The organism is Erythrobacter alti (assembly GCF_037996805.1).
In the GTDB taxonomy this organism is placed as follows: domain Bacteria; phylum Pseudomonadota; class Alphaproteobacteria; order Sphingomonadales; family Sphingomonadaceae; genus Alteraurantiacibacter; species Alteraurantiacibacter alti.
In genome coordinates, this window is the sequence record NZ_JBBNAX010000009.1 from 87,052 (window position 1) to 104,728 (window position 17,677).

The 17,677-nt window shown below is 59.0% G+C and carries 16 protein-coding genes; 10 read left to right on the plus strand and 6 right to left on the minus strand.

Annotated elements, in window-relative coordinates; all coding sequences use genetic code 11:
• Positions 1-92: 92 nt before the first annotated feature.
• Genes AAC850_RS12210 through AAC850_RS12220 form a run of 3 tightly spaced genes read left to right on the plus strand, consistent with a single transcriptional unit; the run spans position 93 to position 2,199 of the window.
• Entirely contained in the window at positions 93-887 is a 795-nt protein-coding gene (locus tag AAC850_RS12210) for an IclR family transcriptional regulator (protein WP_340589050.1), read from the plus strand.
• Between the two features lie 23 nt (positions 888-910).
• Positions 911-1,402, plus strand: coding sequence for a nuclear transport factor 2 family protein (locus AAC850_RS12215; protein ID WP_340589051.1), 492 nt, complete (start codon positions 911-913; stop codon positions 1,400-1,402).
• Entirely contained in the window at positions 1,399-2,199 is an 801-nt protein-coding gene (locus AAC850_RS12220) for an SDR family NAD(P)-dependent oxidoreductase (protein WP_340589053.1), read from the plus strand. Before AAC850_RS12215 ends, AAC850_RS12220 begins: the two co-directional genes overlap by 4 nt.
• Here AAC850_RS12220 and AAC850_RS12225 read toward each other — a convergent pair.
• From AAC850_RS12225 to AAC850_RS12245, 5 genes are read right to left on the minus strand one after another with little or no spacing between them, the layout of a single operon-like run.
• A complete protein-coding gene (locus tag AAC850_RS12225; protein WP_340589054.1) occupies positions 2,196-3,791 on the minus strand; it encodes a Vgb family protein in 1,596 nt (531 codons plus the stop codon). The two genes, AAC850_RS12220 and AAC850_RS12225, sit on opposite strands and share 4 nt — an antisense overlap.
• Positions 3,791-5,206, minus strand: a complete 1,416-nt coding sequence (locus AAC850_RS12230) for an aldehyde dehydrogenase family protein (protein WP_340589056.1) — start codon at positions 5,204-5,206, stop codon at positions 3,791-3,793. The genes AAC850_RS12225 and AAC850_RS12230 overlap by 1 nt, the downstream gene beginning before the upstream one ends.
• Before the next feature lie 27 nt (positions 5,207-5,233).
• A complete protein-coding gene (locus AAC850_RS12235; protein ID WP_340589058.1) occupies positions 5,234-7,021 on the minus strand; it encodes a thiamine pyrophosphate-binding protein in 1,788 nt (595 codons plus the stop codon).
• The gene (locus AAC850_RS12240) at positions 7,018-8,433 is read right to left on the minus strand and encodes an aromatic ring-hydroxylating oxygenase subunit alpha (RefSeq protein ID WP_340589059.1); all 1,416 of its coding nucleotides are present in this window, start codon (positions 8,431-8,433) and stop codon (positions 7,018-7,020) included. The genes AAC850_RS12235 and AAC850_RS12240 overlap by 4 nt, the downstream gene beginning before the upstream one ends.
• A gap of 3 nt (positions 8,434-8,436) precedes the next feature.
• Complete coding sequence (locus tag AAC850_RS12245) at positions 8,437-10,284, minus strand: flavin-containing monooxygenase (protein ID WP_340589061.1); 1,848 nt, start codon at positions 10,282-10,284, stop codon at positions 8,437-8,439.
• A 160-nt stretch (positions 10,285-10,444) separates the two neighbouring features.
• Here AAC850_RS12245 and AAC850_RS12250 point away from each other — a divergent pair, with 160 nt between their 5' ends.
• The 3 genes from AAC850_RS12250 (at position 10,445) to AAC850_RS12260 (ending at position 12,441) form a co-directional block, all read left to right on the plus strand.
• Positions 10,445-11,626 (plus strand): sulfotransferase family protein, encoded by a 1,182-nt coding sequence (locus tag AAC850_RS12250; protein WP_340589063.1) that lies wholly within the window; start codon positions 10,445-10,447, stop codon positions 11,624-11,626.
• Between the two features lie 11 nt (positions 11,627-11,637).
• On the plus strand, positions 11,638-12,129 hold the full coding sequence (locus AAC850_RS12255) for an SDR family oxidoreductase (RefSeq protein ID WP_340589064.1): 492 nt from the start codon (positions 11,638-11,640) through the stop codon (positions 12,127-12,129).
• Positions 12,130-12,201: 72 nt separating this feature from the next.
• Positions 12,202-12,441, plus strand: coding sequence for a hypothetical protein (locus AAC850_RS12260; RefSeq protein ID WP_340589065.1), 240 nt, complete (start codon positions 12,202-12,204; stop codon positions 12,439-12,441).
• A gap of 5 nt (positions 12,442-12,446) precedes the next feature.
• On the opposite strand, the gene AAC850_RS12265 is transcribed toward AAC850_RS12260, so the two are convergent.
• Positions 12,447-13,622, minus strand: coding sequence for an FAS1-like dehydratase domain-containing protein (locus AAC850_RS12265; protein WP_340589066.1), 1,176 nt, complete (start codon positions 13,620-13,622; stop codon positions 12,447-12,449).
• Between the two features lie 230 nt (positions 13,623-13,852).
• Here AAC850_RS12265 and AAC850_RS12270 point away from each other — a divergent pair, with 230 nt between their 5' ends.
• From AAC850_RS12270 to AAC850_RS12285, 4 genes are read left to right on the plus strand one after another with little or no spacing between them, the layout of a single operon-like run.
• Complete coding sequence (locus AAC850_RS12270) at positions 13,853-14,551, plus strand: TetR/AcrR family transcriptional regulator (protein WP_340589067.1); 699 nt, start codon at positions 13,853-13,855, stop codon at positions 14,549-14,551.
• Between the two features lie 18 nt (positions 14,552-14,569).
• Entirely contained in the window at positions 14,570-15,553 is a 984-nt protein-coding gene (acuI, locus tag AAC850_RS12275; protein ID WP_340589068.1) for an acrylyl-CoA reductase (NADPH), read from the plus strand.
• Between the two features lie 23 nt (positions 15,554-15,576).
• Positions 15,577-17,262 (plus strand): class I adenylate-forming enzyme family protein, encoded by a 1,686-nt coding sequence (locus tag AAC850_RS12280; protein ID WP_340589069.1) that lies wholly within the window; start codon positions 15,577-15,579, stop codon positions 17,260-17,262.
• Complete coding sequence (locus AAC850_RS12285) at positions 17,259-17,663, plus strand: nuclear transport factor 2 family protein (RefSeq protein WP_340589070.1); 405 nt, start codon at positions 17,259-17,261, stop codon at positions 17,661-17,663. Before AAC850_RS12280 ends, AAC850_RS12285 begins: the two co-directional genes overlap by 4 nt.
• Positions 17,664-17,677: the final 14 nt, after the last annotated feature.

The following is a 17,677-nucleotide window of genomic DNA, read 5'->3' on the forward strand; positions in this document are numbered from 1 at the left end:
TCATCCAGAGACGCGAATCGCCGCGCCGTCGGCACATTAAATCGCACAAGCGCCTTGCCATTGCAAATATTGAACGCTATTCAATATATCGAATGAAGGTGACTGATCTTGATGGGGCAGTAAAGTCCAGCAAAGCGCCCGCCATTGCGCGTGCGGCCGCTATCCTTCGGCTCCTCGGCAAGGCCGATGGACCTATGGGATTGCAGCCCATCGCGCGGGAGTTGGGGTTGGTCCCCAGCACATGTCTTTACGTCCTGAGGACCTTGGTTGGGGAAGGGCTTGTCGCGTTTGACCAACCTACCAAGCGCTATCGGCTCGACGCGGGAATCCTGACGCTTGCCAGGCAATACCTGCGTAGCGATCCTTTCCCTGGCGTGGTGCAGTCCTCGCTCGACAAGATTGCCTCCGAACACGGCGTGACTGCGCTGGGCGTGCAGATATCAGGCCTCGATCACATCATCGCGCTGGCCGTTTCGGAGAGCGAGGGAAACTTCAGCCTGAGCACCCGCGTCGGTAGCCGTTTCCCTGCTCTGATCAGCGCCACAGGCCGCTGTATCGCGGCTTTCGGAGCGCATGATCCGGCACGCCTGCGCAAGCGGTTTGACCAATTGCGGTGGGATAATCCTCCTGGTTTCAATCTCTGGAAGAAGCAGGTCGAACAGGCACGCCGCGATGGCTATGCCATTGATGCGGGACATTATATCGCCGGTGTCACCGTCCTAGCAGCGCCAGTCTATACGACATCGGCTACCCCTTCTCATGCGATTGTGGCGCTGGGGCTGGAAGGAGTGATCTCCGCTGCCGGGCCTGATCGCTTGGGCGATACCTTGCGGCGCGAGGCTGCATTGGTTTCTGCCAGTCTGGGCGGGGGCCCATCCGATGGCTAACAATTGCGGGCAAGGAGGGCAGGATGGACGAATTCACAACCGCCGCCGTAGGAATTGGTCAGTTACATGCGCGCTTTGTCGATGCCGTGTTCCGGCAGGACATCCGCGAGTTCGCAGACTGCTTCGCCGAAGATGGCGTTTGGAAGATTGCCGGCCAGACGATGGCGGGGCGCGATGCGATCTTCGCATCGACCGGCCCGATGCTCGCCTATTGCGAGCGCATCCAGCTAATCGCGCAAACCCCGATCCTCGAATTGACCAATAGCGGCGCCAAAGGTCGCCAGCAGATGATCGAACTGTCGCAGATGAAAGATGGCAGCGGAGCGATCACCATTGGCGTCTATCATGATGACTATGTGGTCGAGGGCGGTCGCTGGCGCTTTGCCAAACGGCACTGGTCGTTCAAATATCGCGGTCCCACTGACCTTTGCGAAACCTTTGCGCCGACACCGGATTACGGAGCCTTTCCGGCAGGTCCTGCAGAGGACGAAGAAACCTACGTGCGCCCGAAATGAAACTGTCCGGGAAAACCGTCGTACTTACGGGTGCTGGCAGCGGTATCGGACGTGCGCTCGCCCATCAGATCGCGCGCGGGGGAGGGCGTGTATTCGGTTGCGATATCCGCTCCGAGGGTCTTGACGAAACACGTGAATTGCTTCCGCCTGAATTGCGCAACAGTTTCGTGCCGAGAATGCTCGATGTCACTGATCGCGAGGCAATAGTCACTTTGCGAGATGGGCTTGATGAGCCGGTCGATTGTCTCGTCAATTGCGCGGGCATCATCCAGCCCTTCGTACGCTTCGCCGATTTGGATGACGATGCAATGGAACGGGTCTTCAACGTCAACTGGTTCGGCACGCTTCATATGATACGCGCCTTTCTGCCGGGTTTGCTCGAGAGGTCCGAGGCGCAGCTGGTCAATGTCGGCAGCATGAGCTCGATTGCACCGCTACCGGGCCAGGCAATCTACGGCGCGTCGAAGGCAGCAATCAAATTGCTGACTGAAACGCTTTATGCCGAATATCTTGCTTCAAACCTCCAGGTCACACTTGTCTTGCCGGGCGCAGTCGCCACAAACATCAGTCAGAATTCAGGCCTCAAAATGCCCGAGAGAAAAACCGGCGACAACCGGCCGCGCGATGTAGCCGGGGCCGAGGATGCGGCGCGAACAATCTTTGCCGCTATCGAAGCGGGCGAATATCGCGTGCTGGTCGACAAGATGGTGATTGAAGTCGAAGCGCTATACCGCCGCGATCCGCAGGCCGCGATCGAGACAATGGCGCGCAATTTTGGCGGATTGCTCGGCGATTAGTGGGCTGGGCGAATGGCGAGGACGCTGCCCTCGGCATCGCCTGCGACATAGACGGTACCATCCTCTGCCACCGCTATCCCGCAGAAAGGAACCATCGGCCCGGACATATCGCCCACCGCGCCCAACAGCTTCGGCGTCATACCCGGAGGAGCCTTGACCGGCAGGCCGCTCGCCAACGTCTCACGCCCGCGGCCTGAAATATCACAGCGGATCAATTCCTTGCTTTCGACATCTACCGCATAGAGTCTGCCATCAGCGATGGCGATACCTTGCGGCTCGCCCAATCCTTCGATCACGGTTTCTGCACGCCCGCCAGCACATTTCACGATCCGCCCACCGCCACTTTCGCTGGCATAAACCGATCCGTCGCTGTCAACAGCCACGCCCATCGGCGTGTCAAGCCGTGAGGCTAACTCATCGGATTCTCCGTCCTTGGCGCGCAGAACTCGACCAGCCGCGCCATCGGCGAAAATCACTGCGCCGTCGGGTGCAGTCGCAACGCCGTAGAGAACATCGTGGCCAGCTGATATCTGCTCGCTTTCGCCGTCACTGGGACGCCAGCGCATGACTGCCCCTATAGAGTTCGTGGTTACCCATTCACCCGATCCGCTCGCAGCCACGCCGCGGGTAAAACCGGGGAACCCGGGCGCAAACAGAAAGCCGACGACGTCGAGTGCGCCGCCTGCGCCGAGCATGTAATCGAAGCCGCCATCGGCGATGAACAGTCCGCCATCTGGTGAGAGCGCAAGGCCCATCGGCCATTGTAATCCGTGTTCGACAAGTGGCCTGACGTTGCCATTGGCGAGCACCTCGACCAGATCGCCGGGGATCGAGGAAACAAACAGCCGCTCACCCACGAAGGTACAATTATCCAGTCCCGGGCCTAGCTGCGCCAGCACTTCGCTTTCGCCAGATTGCGGATCGATCCGCAGCACCTGACCACTGGCGACCTGCGTGCTGACGATCCTTCCCTTGCTGTCGAATTTGACACTGTCGGGCACGCCCAGATCGCCCGCCACAACTTCATGCGGCCCACCTGCAGGATCAATACGCCAAATCTCGTTTGTGGCCATGATCGGGATATAGAGCTTGCCGTCCGGCCCGATTTCAAAGGCGTTGGGCATCGGCACATCGTCCATCACCAAACGCCGGTCACCACCATTGCGATCGAGTTCGAAAATGCGCCCGCCCATCCGGCATTCGCCCGCGAACAGGCGATCTTCGTGGATCGTGATCGGATTGGCGACGGGCATGTCATCGTCGATGACGTGATACTTGCCCGAAGGCGTCAGCATCGAGATACGCCCGATTGTAAGCTCGGTGGTGAACATGTTTCCGGCGCTGTCGAACGCGATATCGTCAGGTGACGTGATCGGACCGTCGATTGCGATGATCGCCTGTGCTTCGCCGGTGTACGGATCAATAGCGGTTACCGCGCTTCCGGGCACCTGGGCGACATATATGCGACCGTCAGGCCCAGTTCTGATCCCGTTGGCCCCGAATAACCGGCTGGGCCGGGTCGCTCTTTCCAGCAACCAACCTTCTGCCGCTTGTGCCTTGTCTGGTCCGGCGAAGCGACTTGCCGTGCTCATCAGCCGTGGCCCACGATCGCCTTGGTTTCGAGATACTCCTCGAAGCCTTCGGCACCCCACTCACGGCCATTACCGCTGCGCTTGTAGCCACCGAACGGCGCGTTGAAGTCGAAACCTCCGTTCACGTAGATCGCTCCGGCCCGCAGCCGTTTCGCAATTGCGCGGCAGGCCTCCTGATTTTCCCCGTCGACATATCCGGCGAGGCCGAAGGGCGTATCGTTTGCGATATCTACGGCCTCGTCTATGTCATAGTAGGGGATCATAACAAGCACCGGTCCGAATATCTCTTCGCGCGCAATGGTCATGGTGTTGTCGCCAACGAACACGGTTGGCTTGACGAAGTATCCTTTGTCGAGACCTTCGGGGCGTCCGGGGCCACCGGCCACCAATTCAGCACCTTCGGCAATCCCTTTCTCGATGTAGCCTTGCACGGTCTCAAATTGGTCTGCCGAAACGACAGGCCCCATCGCGACATTGCCCGCAGGATCGCCAACCGAAGTATCGTTGGCAGCCTTCGCCGCCGCTTGCTTCGCGTCGTCAAGCCGCGCTGCGGGGACAAGCAGGCGGGTGCCCGCGCTACAGGTCTGTCCGGAATTGATCATCGTGCCGCTAACCGCGCCAGCGACCTTTTCGGTAAGCGAGCCATCATCGAGCACGATATAGGGGCTTTTCCCGCCCAGCTCGAGGCAGACGCGCTTGACCGTGTCGGCTGCATCCTTCTGGATCTGCACGCCCACAGGCTCGCTGCCGGTGAAGCTGATCATGTCGACATCGGGGTGGGTAGACAGCGCGTGGCCGATCACCGATCCCTTACCTTGCACCATGTTGAACACGCCCGCTGGAACGCCCGCGGCATCGAGTACTTCTGCAAGTATTTGCGCCGAGTAGGCGGCGAGTTGCGGCGGCTTCAACACCATGGTGCAGCCGGTTGCGAGTGCTGGGAAGACCTTCACCGTCACCTGGTTGATCGGCCAGTTCCACGGCGTGATCAGGCCGCAGACGCCGATAGGCTCCTTACGGATCAGCGTGTCGCCGTGCTTTTGTTCAAATTCGTAATTCTCGAGAGCAACGATGGCCGCATCGAGGTGCCCGATGCCGAGGAAAGTGTGGAATCCCCCTGCAAGGCTTGCTGGCGCCCCCATTTCCTCGGTGATGGCAGCGGCCAGATCGGGCTGGCGCTTCTCGAACTCTGCCTTGATCGCCTTGAGCAATTCGAGCCGGTCTTCGCGGGTGCTTTGCGACCATGCTGGAAAGGCCTTGCGCGCGGCGGCAACCGCCTTGTCTACATCGAACTTATCGCCGAGCGCGATGCGGCCCGAGACCTCCTCGTTCGCCGGATTGATCAGGTCCTGCGTGCCCGAGCCTTGTGGATCAACCCACGCGCCGTCGATGTAGAACTTCAGATATTCGCGCATTGAAATAACTCCCGGCCGCCCTTGGTCTTATTGCTGTCCTTCAGCGTACCAGGTGCGGAATTTGTCATATTTGGGCATCTCTTCCGAGTTTGCCTTGGGGTCGATCGGCACGTGTATCACGGTCACGCCGCCGCGCTCGTAGGCGCGTTCGATGGCAGGGCCGATTTCGTCTGCCTTGGTCACAAATTCGCCTGCCGCGCCGAGCCCTTCTGCGATCTTGTCCATGCGGACGGTATCGCTCCAGTGAGTGCCGGTTTCCGCCGTGCCCATGCCGAAGGTGCGTTTGTAGACACCGACTTCGAGGCCCCACTGGAAATCGACACCGACCACGCAGACGAGCGGCAGGTTCTTACGCACGGCGACTTCCAGCTCGGCAATATGGAACAGGAACGAGCTGTCCGATGTCACCAGCATTCCGGGGCGGTTCTGGCCGGTTTCGGCCTGGTCCGCCAGCATGGCTCCGGTGGCATAGGGCAGGCCCGTGCCGATGTGGCCGTAGTTTTGGTTCCAGATCACATCGTTGGGCTTGCACTGGTTGTAGGTCCAACCGAAAACAACCGTGGCTCCGCCATCGCGGATCATGATGCCATCCTTGGGGAAGGCCTTGGTCGCTTCGACAATGAAGCGGCTTGTGTGAATGGCGACGTTGCCCGTTCCGTCCGACTTGGTCAGCGTTTCCGCCGCAAGCTCTGCTAGCTCGGCGTCGGCGTCCCTCACGAACTTCTTGAGGTCGGCATCATCACCCTGCCAATCACCCAGAGAGCGCGTCAGTTGCGGAACCACGGCGCGCAGATCGCCCACCAGCGGAATGTCGATGGGGCGGTTTACGCCGATTGCTGTCGGGTCTTGCTGGACGTAGATCCACTTGCGGCCTTCCTCGCCTTCGTACCAGTGGCGCCAGCGTCCGAAGTGAAGTGGTTCGCCAAGCTCGGTACCCAGCGCCACAACACAATCGCTCGCTTCGACTGCATCGATGGAAGCATCGGCGAAGACGTACTGGAAGGTGCGGTCTTCGATGCCTTTGATGTAGCTGGTTCCACCCGAAGTCTGAATGACCGGGCAGTTCATCTTCAGCGCCAGTTCCTTGACCTTTTCGCCGCTCTTGGTGGTGTGAACCGCATGGCCAACCAGCAGGATCGGATGCTTCGCCGCCTTGATCGCTTCCGCGGCCTTTGCCAGTTGATCGATGTCTGCGCCCTGATTGGTTAGACGATAGCGGTGCGGAGGCAGCACCTCGGGTGCATCAAGTTCTTCGAGGATGATGTGGCTGGGGTATTCGACGTAGGTCGGCCCTGGCGTGCCCGACATCGCCACGCGGATAGCTTCGCGGATGACCTCGTCTGTCTGGTCGGCATATTCGATAGCTCCGGAATATTTCACCGAATCCTCGATCATTGGTTCCTGCCGCACGAACTGGATGCGACCGCGACGCACACGGCGTTCGGTGACACGGGCGCGCTGACCGCCGAGAAAAATGACCGGTGAATTCTCGACCTTGCAGCACTGTATCGCTGGCATCATGTTGGCGAGGCCCGGGCCAAGCGTACCAAAGCACAATGCAGGCTTGCCCGTAATGCGGCTGGCAGCCTCGGCCATGAACCCGGCAGACGCTTCGTGGTGGGGCGAGACGACAGTCCAGCCACGCGCTTCGGCTTCGAGACACAAATGCACGAAATTGGGATCGGGAATGCCGAACAGTGTCTTGATGCCCTCGGCCTCGAACAGGTCGAGAATGCGCTTGTACACCGGGATCCCGCCTTCCTTGACGGAAAGGTCGGACGTTGCGGTTTTCGGCTTTTCGTCGGCATAGCTCATAGGTCGATTTTCCTTACGCCACCGCGGCCCATAAAATTGGCCAGATTGCGGTGTAAATTGATGACTTTTTGTTCCTGGTGCGGATTGGGCAGCGGGCCACGAAAGCCGCTTGATTTCATGCCCTTGTGCACGAATTCCATATTGGCAAAGTCCTGCGCGAGGACCGAACCCCAGTTTTCGCCGGTCGGTTCGGCGTAGACCCACTCGGTCTCTGGTTCCTCACCTTCGGGAAAACGTTCGAGCGCATAGCTTTCGAAGATGCACTTGTCGGGATCGTCGCCATACGGACGGACCCGGTAGCACAACGCATAGGTCGCGCCGTGGAGGATGTTCTGGTTGGGAAACAGTCCCCAGGCGAGCCCGGATTCCTTCTGGATATGTGGCGGTATTTCGGGCCAGATGACACCGCGTTTCGCATCGTCTGCCTTGGCCGACGAGATCCAGTGGGTGATGACATCGCCCGGCGCGGTACCTTCGGGCAATTCGTCTTTCAGGCGGCTCGCAGCATTGACCAGAGTTTCGGTCGAGGCGGCGAAGTTGACCGTCTCGTAATTCTCGCGGATCAGCTCGTAAGTGGATACGCGCGGATCGAGACCGGCCTTGCCGGCGCGTGTGGTTCCGCCGCTGGTTTCGGTGGCAAATTCTGCCTCGCGCACGTCATAGCCGGACACGGAATGCAGCCCGAACTGTTTCGAATAGGCATAGTAATCGCCGTAAGCGAGCAACTGCGTATGCGTTCCGGCGACATGATAGGGCTCGAGGAAGGCTTCGATCGCGGTCTTCCAGTTGCAGTCGTAGATCGCCCACTGCCGCCATTTGTAGCGCATCTTCGAGAGTTCATGCGCTTCGAGCACTTCACCGGCAAATCCCATCCACTCGCTGAGCGGCATGCAGTCCGGGTCCATGTTGATGTAGACGAATCCGCCCCACGTATCGACCCGCACTTCAGACAAACAGGTCATCGCAGGCGTAAGCCTGTTGTCCCAATCCTGCGGATCGAGAATGTAGCTGTTGTTGCCATCCTGGTCGAAGGTCCAGCCATGGAAACCGCAGATGAAATTCTTGCGGTTATTGCCGCGCACATCGTGGACCTGGTCAGGCAGCATGTGTGGCACACTCACCAATTGACGGCCGCGATGCGGGCAGACATTGTGAAAGGCCTTGAGCGAGCCATCGTCCTTGCGCAGCACAATCACAGATTCATCAGCGACGTTATACGTCAGCCAGTCACCGGGATTGGGCAGGTCCTCTTCGCGCTCCACCATCTGCCAGATCTTGGGCCAAAGAAGCCTTTTCTCGTCCTCCAGATAGTCGCGCGAATGGAATGCCTCAGTCGGATAGGTAACGAGTTCTTCGTTATCCATCACCTCGGGCCTGATGTTCGGGGTTGTCGGGTTTTTCGCCTGGCTCATAGGCTACTCCACCGGTTCCGGCTGGCACAGTTCGAGCCCTTCGAGATCTCCGCTGTCGCGCCAATTCTGCAGGAAACGTACGAAATCATCCCAGCCGTTGCCCCACTGGCGAAACAGGTTCCAGGCGTGTGAATTTGCGCCTTCGTTGCTGAAGTAGCTGGGCGGGCAGATGTTAAGAAATTCGTCGGTCGTAACCTGCGTGGCGAGGAAATGCTCAGTGTAGGATTCTGCTGCCTCTTTTGTCGGCTCGACTACGGTCGCATTTCGATCCAGCGCCCGCGCGATGATATATGCCGCATGTTCACCCTGCCGCCCGAAATGCTCGGTCACGGAGGCATTGATGCCACCCTGGATGTAGCCGACGTAGAACTGATTGGGGAAACCGTGAGCCATCGCGCCGTGGAAGGTGCGCGGCCCTTCGCTCCAGAAATCGTACAGCGACACGCCGTTGCGACCTTCGATCCGATCGATACCCCAGCGGCGTTCGAGCGCGCTGGTCACTTCGAATCCGCTGGCAAAGATGATGCAGTCCGCTTCGTGTTCCTCACCATTGGCGATGAAGCCGTTTTCGGTGAGTTGCTGCAGACCGCGCGTTTCCGACACATCGACCAGCGAGACATTGTCTTGGTTGAAGCTGGGATAATAGGCATCGCTCGATAACGGGCGCTTGCACATGAAATTGTAATAGGGCTTCAGGCGCTCGGCAAGCTCAGGGTCGGAAACTAGATCATCAACGCGGCGACGCATGCGTTCCATCACCCGGTGATCCATCACCTCACGCCTCGCAAGGAACTCCTCGGGCGTGATTTCGGGCCAGCCTTCGGCTTCGAATTGGAGCTTCAAATTGCGGTTGATCTCGGTCCAGAAGTCGCAAACCAGATCATCCTCGTCCGGCTTGAAAGTTTCCATTGCGCCGCGGTGAAAATTGGCTTGCCGTTCGGCCTGCCAGCCGGGTTTCAGCGATGCGATCCAGTCCTGATCGGTTGGCGGGTTGGGGCGCGCGTCGACCGAAGACGGCGTGCGCTGAACGACGTAGAGATGCTCGCACCACTGCGCCAGGTGCGGAACAGCCTGGATGGCGGTCGCCCCGGTTCCCACCAGTGCGACCTTCTTGTCCTTGAGCTCATCCAGTTTTGGGTCCTGCCAGCTTCCTCCGGTGTAGTCGTAATCCCAGCGCGAGGAGTGGAAAAGCTTGCCCTTGAACTTCTCCATCCCCTCGATCGCGGGAAGCTTTGGCATGTTGAGCACGCCGTTCGCCATGATGACGAAGCGTGCCTTGATGTCGTCTCCGCGATTGGTTCCAATGCGCCAACGATCGGAATCTTCATCCCATACCAGCGAGGTGATTTGAGTGTGGAAGATTGCGCGGTCGGCAAAGCCGAATTTCTCGGCGATCAGGCGGGTGTAGCCCTGGATTTCCTCACCATCGGCAAACCGCTTCGACGGCATGAAGCCAGTCTCTTCGAGTAAGGGGAGGTAGCAATAGCTCTCGTTATCACACTGGATGCCGGGATAGCGGTTCCAGTACCACACGCCGCCGAAGTCGCCGGCCGTATCGATATTGCAGAAGTCTGTGATGCCCTGCTTGGCGAGGTGGTAGCCAGCCAGAACGCCGCCCCAACCGGCACCGAGAATGGCAACATCGATCTCGTCGGTAATCGGCTCACGCGGAGCCATTTCCGTATGCGGATCGATCGAATAATCTGCCACGGGGCCAACGCCTTCGGGACGAACGTAGTGTTTCTCGCCATCCTTGAACAGGCGACGCTCTCGTTCATGGGCGTAGCGCTTGCGCAGGCTTTCGATGTCGATCTCTTCCGCCGGTGGAACATCGCTTGGCTTGCAGGACATCGTTTTCCCTTATTTTCCTCTGTCGCCTTAATGCATATCCATCGAGCACCTTGATGCCAGCGCGAAACGCCGATTCCGCGGCCTTATCGCCCCCGCGGTGCGCCGACTTCGCAGGAGCGATAAGGGCCGTGTCGGCATAGCAAGCCCAACCGCGCGTGATATGGCCGGTTCGCATGAACTGGCTGGAGGACTAAGCGTGAACGCGATTACGACAGAGAGCTTGCTCGCACAGGCGAAGGAGCAGACAGGTCTCGACGATTTCGGTGAACTTCCGTTTCGCGATGCGCTGGAAAAGCTTGTCACTTCAACTACAAGCGAAGCCAATCTCCACGAACGGGGCGCAGCAACCTTCGCCGGATCACTGGTAGGCTATCTGTCCAATCGACTGAAAATCGTCGATTATCTCAAGCGAAACCCTGAACTGCTGGAGCGGCCGGTTGAAAAGTCGATGTTCGTTTTCGGGCTTCCGCGAACCGGCACCACGCTAACGATCAACCTGCTCGCATCCGATCCAGAACGACGCGCCTATACGCGTTGGGAAGCGCTTAATTCGGTCCCGCCGGCACCGGCGTCGGACTACGAGAACGATCCGCGTTTCATTGCTGAAAAACAGCGGATAGAGATGTCCATCAAGTATATGCCACATCTCTCGGCAATCCATCACGAAGACGCGGATAGTCCGTCCGAATGCCAGTTCGCGATGGCCTTATCGTTCTGCTCGCAAGTATTTGATTCAATGTTGGATATACCGAGCTATCATCAATGGTTCCTGCACGAGGCGGACTACGAACCGGCCTTCCGGTTCCAGAAGATGCAGTTCCAGGTGATGCAGGCCAATACCGGCGGGCGCTGGACCCTGAAGAACCCGTGGCACCCGCTCTATCTGGACGCATTGACGAAGGTCTATCCCGACGCCCAGCTAGTGATGACCCATCGCGATCCCCTGCAGGTGGTTGGTTCTGCCTGCAGCCTGTGCGCCACCGTGCGGCCCATCTACAGCGAGACGGTCGATGGGCGGCGGATCGCAGACACGCTGATGGATACGTTCGATGCCATGATCTCGCGGCAGGCCGAGTATCGCGCCAAGCATGGTGACGACGCGATTTTTGATATCGACTATGCCGAGCAAGTGGCTGATCCCATCGGCCAGATGAAGAAGCTCTATGCCCATTTCGATGAACCCTTCACCGAAGATACCGAAGCGGCAATGACGGCCTGCATGACGGAAAACCCCAAGGGCAAGTTCGGCAAGCATTCCTACACGCTGGAACAGTTCGGCGTGACCGAGGATGAAGTGAAAGAGCGTTACAAGGATTACCGCGAGCAATACGGTTTCGCATAGAGGCTCAATTTATGGAAATCGCGGACAAGGTTGTACTCGTCACAGGTGGCGGAAGCGGTATCGGAGCCGGTATTGCCGAAGCCTTCGTAGAAAAGGGCGCTCGGGTCGCGATCGGCGATATCGTGCCCGACCGGGCCGAAGCAGAAGCTGTACGGATCGGTCATGGCACTATCGCTTTCGGACATGATGTCGCTTCGCCCGATAGTTGGGCGGAGGTGAAACGGGCGGTCGAAGACCAGCTCGGTTCGGTCGAGATCTTGTGCAACAACGCCGGTATCGCCTTGCCCTTCAAACCAATGGAGCAGGTGTCGATCGAAGAGTTCGACCGCGTTATGGCGGTGAACGTGCGAGGCGCGTTTCTTGGCTGCCACGTATTCATTCCGGAGATGAAAGCGCGCGGGAGCGGCCACATCGTCAATACATCATCGGTCAACGAACAGATACCCCACCAGACTTTTGCCGCTTATTCCGCCAGCAAATTCGCTGTCTCGGCCATGTCCTAGGCGCTGCGCGACGAACTGGCGCCGCATGGTGTAGGCGTTTCGATCCTTTACCCGGGCCTTACGCGAAGCCGTATGTCCGAAGGCCAGCAGCCAGACCTGCCGCCCGAGATGCAAGAACGGCTGAGGGCTATGATGATGGAGCCGATCTGGCTTGGTCGCGCTGTCGTGAAGGCAGTCGAGGAGAATAAGCAACACATCATAACGCACCCCGACCACCTGCCGACACTCAAGGCACGCGTGGAAGCGCTCTACGAGGCATATGGAGAACCGGCCCAGCCGGGTTACGGCGGAGGCCGTATCTCAGACGCCTGAGCCTGCTATTCGGGCTTCTTCATCAATTCGACCTCGGCCTTGGCGGTCGCCATTGTCGTACCGAGCTGGTTTTCCATTTTACACTCTATCGACACCATATGGCGTCCCTCATCGTCGATAAACTTGTCGAGAATGGTGCCTGTCATGATGGTGATGTCGCCGGTCAAGGCCGGGCTGCGGTAATTGGCCTTGCTGTAGCGGACCATGCCCCATTCGCTGGCCCAGCCAGCGAGATAGTCCGTGACCCACGCGCCCATAGACGCACCGTAACCATAACCGCGCGGCATACCGATGAACCGCGCCCAGCGCGGAAACAGGTGGCCCCGCGAGGGGCCAATATACGCCCCGTCGGTGTTTTCGGGATTGTTCTTTTCCTCAGTCGGGTCCTGCTCAGGCCCGGCCATTGGTCCAGTGAAACCTAGCTCTGCCATGTTGAGATCAGTGCGGCGGTGCATACTGCCCCATTGGGTGAAGGTGTAGCTGCGCCATTCGGTTGTGAAGCTGACAATCGAGTGCGGCCCGACAACGCGTTCAGGCAGCGCTGAACCCTTTTCAACATCGTCCCAGTATCGCGGGCTGTGCCCGAGATCGTGGAGCATCTTGATCCAGCTATATTTGCGCTCCTCGAGCGCCTCCAGTTCATCATCGCTCCACACCGGGTCATCATGCGCGTCGCTATTGTCGACCTGGCTGGCTTCGCCGGCTTCTTGCGGATAGCGGATCGACGTGGAACGCTGCTTGGCCACAAGTTCGCCGTGCTGGTTGTAATAGAAATTGTCTCCGCGCTGGAAGCAAGTGGGACCGAAACCGGTTTCCTTGACCGTGTAATCGAACGGGATGCGCTCGTTCCAGATGCGGTCGCCCCCCTTCACGGTCGGACCATAGAACCACCATTCGTCGCCGCCGAAAAGCATGTGCGAATTGGGCACCAGGCCGATGCAGGAAGGTGCGGAGCCGTGACCGTCGTCCATGGTTACGGGGAAGCTCTGCGGCGCGATCAACTCGCCGTGCCGGCTCTGCTGCGCATACATCGTGTCGTAATGAAGGCGGTTGGGATAATGCATGGCCTGCACCCAGCGCCGGATGTCGCAATTGGCGAAGGGCTCAACCATGCGCGCCGGTTGCATCGGCTTGCCCATGTATTGGTCCAGGTCAGAGCAATCGAGCTTGGCGGTAGTCATGGATGATTTTCCTCGTAATCGGGCCCAGCAGGGCCATCGCGTTTGCGTCAGGGCATGGCCGAGATTGCTGAAGAGACCAAGGTGTTGGGGAGCGCTGATGCCGGATATCGCTCTCGCGACGCTTTGGATTTGCGTCCGATCATTCGCTAGGGCGATAGATTATCCGGGCTGGTTGCAAGGCTGGATATCCCGGTTCATTTCGATTTCAGGAAAGTGGGGTTTGTTATCCTATGGCAGAGAAGGTCAAACGCAGGGCTCGTGACCCCGAAGCGACCCGTGCGGATATTCTTGAAGCAGCGCTGACACTGCTATCGCAGGATGGACCCGACGCACTCAGCCTTTCTGCGGTAGCGGTAAAGGCGGGGGTTAACAGAGGCACGGCTTACCAGCACTTCGAAACGCGCGAGAAGCTCGTTGCCGACACGTTACAAGAAGTTTCGGACCGCATGTTCCGCGCCGTTTTCGGCGATCCGGCGACGATTGGCGAACGCGACGTCGAAAAGGTTGACATGGTTGCAACGACCGAGCGGTTGGCGCGCTTTGCCATGGACAATACCGACCTGTGCCGCATCTGGCTGCTGCAATTGCTGAATTTGCCAGATCCTTCCACCGATCCGTTCTGGCGCGAATACGTTGGCTCCATAGGTCGCTTCGCCGAAACGCCGCTCGCGGAAGACGGTATCGATGTTGAGGTGTGGTCCGTTATTTCACTGGCCGGAAACTTCCTTTGGCCGCTGTGGGCGCGCTCGCACTCACACGATGAAACAGAGCGCGGTATTCTTGCCGAACGCTTCGTGCGCGAGATGCTCCGGCTTTCGGTTCACGGGTCGCTCAACGAGGGCAAGGTGCCCGATGTCCTCAACCGCATTTCCGGCGAACCGACGCACGGCAAAGACGCCTCGCTATCGGTCGTCAGACGAGACACTTAATCGAAGGATTTTTCCCGAATGTTCAATGCAATTGTGATCAACAAGAATGACGATGTCCAGACCGTCGAACTCAAGCAGGTGGATGAAAGCGACCTGCCCGAAGGTGATGTCACAATCGACGTTGCGTATTCGACCCTCAACTTCAAGGATGGCCTGGCAATCACCGGCTCGTCGCCGGTCGTGCGCAGCTTTCCGATGGTACCCGGAATCGATCTTGCCGGCACAGTTCGTGACAGCTCGCATTCCGACTGGAAGGCCGGTGACAAAGTCGTACTCAATGGTTGGGGCGTGGGTGAAGGACATTGGGGCGGGCTGGCGCAAGTGTCCCGCCTGAAGGGAGATTGGCTGGTGCCCTTGCCCGATGCTTTCGACGAAAAGCAGGCCATGACGATTGGCACCGCCGGATACACCGCCGCCCTGTGCGTGGATGCGCTGGTCGATGCCGGCATATCTCCCGATCAGGGTCCGGTGCTGGTTACCGGGGCGACTGGCGGAGTGGGCTCCGTGGCAATCGCGCTGCTCAAGGCGGAAGGCTTCGAGGTCCACGCGCTGACCGGCAAGACGAGCGAGGCCGACTATCTCAAGAGCCTGGGCGCGGACGAGGTGATAGACCGGTCGACGATGAGCGAGAAGGGCAGGCCGCTGCAGAAGGAAATCTGGGCAGGTGTCGTCGATACTGCGGGCAGCTTCACTCTCGCCAATGCCTGTGCGCAGACCAAATATGGCGGCGCTGTGGCCGCTTGCGGACTGGCGCAGGGCTTCGATCTTCCGGCCACCGTTATGCCCTTCATCCTGCGCGGTGTACGCTTGCTGGGTGTTGACAGCGTGATGGCACCAAAGGGGCCGCGCATGAAGGCTTGGGAGCGTCTCGCGCGCGATCTCGATCCGGCGAAACTTGCCTCCATCGGCCACCAGATTGGCCTGGGCGACGCAGTCGACGCGGCGCAAAAGTTCATGAGCGGAGAGGTAAAAGGCCGCTACATCGTCGACGTAAACGCCTGATAATACTGGAAAGGGATACAGCAATGGGAGAGCGTCCGCTTTCGCTTCTGAAAGCTCCTCCGCTAGAGGATGAAGATGGATTGGGGGCGCTCACCCTTGGTGGCTGGCTGCAAGAGCTTTGCCAGCAATTTGCCGATCGCGAGGCACTGGTCTTCCACGAAGACGGCGCTCGCACATCCTGGACCTATGCCGAACTGTGGGAGCGCGCGAACGAGGTTGCACGCTCCCTGCATGCTCTGGGCATCGGTAAGGGTGAGCGCGTCGGGGTCCTGATGACCAACCGGCCGGAATTTATTTCGACTGTTTTCGGCACCGCGCTGGCAGGCGGCGTTGCCTGCACTTTCAGTACCTTCTCAACCGAGGCAGAGCTTGAATATTTGCTCGAGCTTTCGGGCTGCACATTCATGCTGCTCGAACGGCGAGTGCTCAAAAAGGACTTCAGCGGGGTGCTGACCGGCATCGAGCCTCTGCTGGCCAATTGCCAACCCGGCCAAATCGAGTCCGCCAAGCTGCCATTCCTGCGTCATGTCGTTGCTGTCGGTGGCGGGGACGCCAAGGCAATCGAAGAATGGGACGCATTCCTGCGCCACGGTGACAATGTCGCCCAAACGCTGGTCGATGCGCGGGCCGCTACTGTCACGCCCGCCGATCCGGGCGCGCTGTTCTTCTCCTCCGGGACAACTGCCAAGCCCAAGGGCATCATAAATTCGCATCGCGGCATGGCCTTGCAATTGTGGCGCTACCGCAAATTCGTGCGAACCGAAGCAGATTGCCGCGCATGGTCGGCCAATGGCTTCTTCTGGTCGGGCAGTTTCGTGCAGGGGCTGGGTTCGGCGATGACGCCGGGCGGAGCGTTAGTCTTGCAGAAGACTTTCGACCCCGGAGAGGCACTCGAATTGATGGACCGCGAACAGGCGACTATGGCAATCGCGTGGCCGCATCAATGGCCGCAGTTGGTGGCCGCGCCCAATTGGGCCGATGTCGATCTCTCCGCGCTGAAATACGTCGACCCCAAGTTTCCAATCGGCGAGCATCCCACTGCGACTTTCAGTTGGCAGGAACCATCGGCCACCTACGGGGCAACTGAAACTTTCACCGTCAGCACGACATTTCCTTCTGGCACGCCTGAGGACGAGATTGCCGGGAGCAGCGGAAAACCCCAGCCCGGCGGCTTCGTCAAAATCATCGATCCCCTGTCGGGCGAGACCGTCCCGCTGGGCGAGCGCGGCGAAATCGCAGTAAAGGGACCAACCTTGATGTTGGGATATGTCGGCATCCCCTTGTCCGACACGCTGGATGATGAGGGCTATTTCCGCTCAGGTGATGGTGGCTATGTCGATGCCGAGGGACGCTTGTTCTGGGAAGGTAGGCTGAATGACATCATCAAGACGGGCGGGGCGAATGTATCCCCGCTGGAAATCGATGAGACGATCCGCAAGTGCCCCGGCGTAAAGTTGTGTCAAACCGTCGGGATCCCGCATGACACACTAGGCGAATTAGTAGTGACGGCCGTGGTGACGCATTCCGGCGAAACCCTCACGGAGGAAAGCGTGCGCGCTTTCACAAAGCAGACACTCGCCAGCTACAAGGTGCCGCGGAGGGTCCTGTTCTTCACCGAGGATGAGCTCGAACTCACGGGTTCAAACAAGCTCAAGACGTCCGATATCAAGGAACGGGCGATCAAGCGGCTGGAGCTGGAGCCAGCATGACCGAGGACGCACTCGAAATCGCCAACCTCAAGGCAACTTATTGCCTGGCTGCAGATTCCTCGACCAGTGATGCTGACGCGGCTCGAGCGAAGTTTGCCGATTTGTTTGTAGACGATTTCGTCGGTGACTACGGTTTCAGGATGCTCAACGGACCGCAGGAAATCACCGATTTCATGATCGAAGCGATCGGTGGCGGAAGCGAGTGGATGATCCATGCGCTCGGTTCGCCACTTATCAAGGTTGATGGAGACACTGCGACCGGCGACTGGACAATCCAGGTCGAATCCCGTCGACGCGAAGGACAGGGCCTGATGACAGTGGTTGGCCGCTATTCCGACACCTTCCGCAAGACTTCGGATGGATGGCGCTTCGCCAGCATCAAGTTCGATCGTTATGAATAGGGTGTTCTGCCCAA